Below are 2429 nucleotides of genomic sequence, written 5' to 3' on the forward strand. Positions count from 1 at the left end.
GATGGTAATGTTGCCAAAACCCTTGTTAATTTGGGGATTGTGTATCTAATTCAAGACAAGCGGGATGAAGCAATCGCTTGTTATGAAAAATCTTTAGAGATTTTCTGCTGCCTGGGAGATGAGTATAACGTTGCCAAAACACTTGTTAATTTGGGGAATGTGTACCAAGTTCAAGGCAAGTGGGATGAGGCGATCACTTGCTATGAGAAATCTTTAGAGGCTGACCGCCGACTGGGAGATGACAATGGCATTGCCAAAACCCTGAACAACTGGGGGCTTTTGTATCGAGATCGAGGCGAGCAAGATAAGGCAATCTATCTCCATGAACAGTCTTTGGAAATTTACCGCCGACTGAAAGATGACCGTGGTATTGCCTTTACCCTGGAGAAGTTAGGGAGTGTATGTGAAGATAAAGGCAAGTTGAAAGAAGCGATCTCCTACTATGAGCAATCTTTCAAGATTTACCGCCGACTGGGAGATCACCACAGTGTAGGGACGATTTTTGCAAACTTAGGGGTACTTTTCACTCGATTCAATCAACCAGAACAAGCTCGAACATTTTGGCAAGAAGCTCTCACCTATCTTCATCCCCTGCCGCCTTCCAAACCGTCCAGCAGTGGCTAGAGACTCCCGCCAAACCGCATCAGGTGAATTATTTACTACCACTGGCGATCGGTGTTTTTATTCTGTTTTGTCTAGTCAAAGGTTACTGGCTGCTGGCGATCTTTGGTGTTGGCACGATTTTATTTTGTTTTAGGAGATCGATCTTCCGTGGGCGGGGGATATAGACCGACTAGATTCGATCCAGGCAATGATTTTTAGCTTCGTTCTTACACCGCCCTGAAATAGAATTTCGGGCTAATAGCTAAAGTTCTCTTCAGAGAACTACCGGATTCTCATTAGTCCATTTCAATGGACTTTTGCTCTTAGCCCCAAATTCATTTGAGGGCGTTTCTGAAACGAAGCCGATCGATTTTCCTTGTCCCAAACGCAGGTTAGGATAAACAGGTTTCAAATGCTCGAACTGCGATCGAATTACGATACTCGATCGATTTGATTCACATCAAGCCAACTCATCAAATCGCTCATCTGGCTAAAATCTAACAATGCCTCGCCTAAAGATTCCAGTTGCTCGATGCTCAGACTATTTACCTGCGATCGACTTTCAGGAGTAATATTTCCCAACTTGCGATCGAGCTGTTTTAGCACTAATGTTTTTTCGCCATCAGCTTTGGCTTCCCGATAAACCCGCGTCTGTGAGATCTCAATACCAAACATTATTATTCACCTCATTTCAATGATGGTAGGGATTTGTTAGAGGCTAGTCTGGTCGATCGAACTTATGAGACTCGATCGCTCCGATCGGCATCCAACCAACTCATCAAATCGCTCATCTGACCAAAATCCAACAACGCCTCACCCAAATCCTCCAACTGCGTAAGAGTTAGAGCCTTAACTCTCACCTCAACTTCTGATGACACGTTCCCTACCCGTCGATTTAACAACCGCAAGATTAAGGATTTTGCGCCCTTTCTACGACCCTCATGCATGGCATCCTGATAAACCCGCGTCTGTTCGATTTCAATCCCAAACATTGCATCTACCTCGTTTCAGATTAATAAACTTGTAAATGATAATTATCAATCGCCTCAAAAATACAGCTTTGAGCAGATAATTTTGGTGCGTTATGCTCCGTCGTAGCATACCCTATTGTTTGGCAAATTATTTCTGCCCCAGCCTAAAACCTCAAGTCTAATCCCTAAAGCCTAGCCACTTAGCCCCGATCGCCGGTAGAATATCAAGTTATCGATCGCAAGGCAAGCACCATGACTCAGACTTATCGCATTACCCTGTTACCTGGAGACGGGATCGGCCCCGAAATTATGGCGGTAGCTGTAGATGTGCTGAATGTTGTTGCCGAACAGGAATGTTTTCAGCTAGATTTTACGACGGCTTTAATTGGTGGTGCGGCGATCGAAGCCACGGGCGAACCCTTGCCAGCAGCGACATTAGAGACTTGCAAACAGAGTGATGCCGTGTTGCTAGCGGCGATCGGCGGTTATCAGTGGGATAATTTACCGCGCCATTTGCGCCCAGAGACGGGTTTATTGGCTCTGAGAGCGGGGCTAGGTCTATTTGCTAATTTAAGACCTGCAGCAGTTTTACCCCAGCTTATCGACGCTTCTAGCCTCAAACGGGAGATCGTAGAGGGTGTAGATCTGATGGTGGTCAGAGAGCTGACTGGCGGCGTTTATTTTGGCGAACCGAAGGGAATTTTCATCACTGAGACGGGTGAAAAGCGTGGTGTGAATACGATGGCTTATACCGAAAGCGAGATCGATCGAATTGCCAAAGTTGGCTTTGAAACCGCCCAAAAGCGGACTAAAAAGCTGTGTTCGATCGATAAGGCTAATGTGCTAGAAGTATCG

Annotated in this window: 5 protein-coding genes; 3 read left to right on the top strand and 2 right to left on the bottom strand. The window is 45.7% G+C overall.

Translation table 11 applies throughout. The annotated features are described in order from the left end of the window. On the top strand, positions 1 to 624 hold a 624-nt coding region (locus RMO84_RS20515; protein ID WP_310490290.1), incomplete at its 5' end, for a tetratricopeptide repeat protein. After that, a complete protein-coding gene (locus RMO84_RS20520; RefSeq protein ID WP_310490291.1) occupies positions 561 to 788 on the top strand; it encodes a hypothetical protein in 228 nt (75 codons plus the stop codon). The genes RMO84_RS20515 and RMO84_RS20520, both read left to right, overlap by 64 nt. Positions 789 to 1035: 247 nt before the next feature. Here RMO84_RS20520 and RMO84_RS20525 read toward each other — a convergent pair whose 3' ends face one another. Next, a complete protein-coding gene (locus tag RMO84_RS20525) occupies positions 1036 to 1278 on the bottom strand; it encodes a DUF4351 domain-containing protein (RefSeq protein ID WP_310490292.1) in 243 nt (80 codons plus the stop codon). A gap of 62 nt (positions 1279 to 1340) precedes the next feature. Next, the gene (locus tag RMO84_RS20530) at positions 1341 to 1595 is read right to left on the bottom strand and encodes a DUF4351 domain-containing protein (RefSeq protein ID WP_310490293.1); all 255 of its coding nucleotides are present in this window, start codon (positions 1593 to 1595) and stop codon (positions 1341 to 1343) included. Positions 1596 to 1826: 231 nt separating this feature from the next. Here RMO84_RS20530 and RMO84_RS20535 point away from each other — a divergent pair. Continuing rightward, the coding region (locus RMO84_RS20535) for an isocitrate/isopropylmalate family dehydrogenase (protein WP_310490294.1) at positions 1827 to 2429 on the top strand (603 nt) is incomplete at its 3' end.

It is taken from the genome of Chamaesiphon sp. VAR_69_metabat_338 (assembly GCF_031423935.1).
Classification (GTDB): Bacteria; Cyanobacteriota; Cyanobacteriia; order Cyanobacteriales; family Chamaesiphonaceae; genus Chamaesiphon.

Excerpts from the sequence above, each read along its gene's own strand:
- RMO84_RS20525 (WP_310490292.1), bottom strand. The coding sequence starts at position 1,278 with ATGTTTGGTATTGAGATCTCACAGACGCGGGTTTATCGGGAAGCCAAA.
- RMO84_RS20530 (WP_310490293.1), bottom strand. The coding sequence starts at position 1,595 with ATGTTTGGGATTGAAATCGAACAGACGCGGGTTTATCAGGATGCCATG.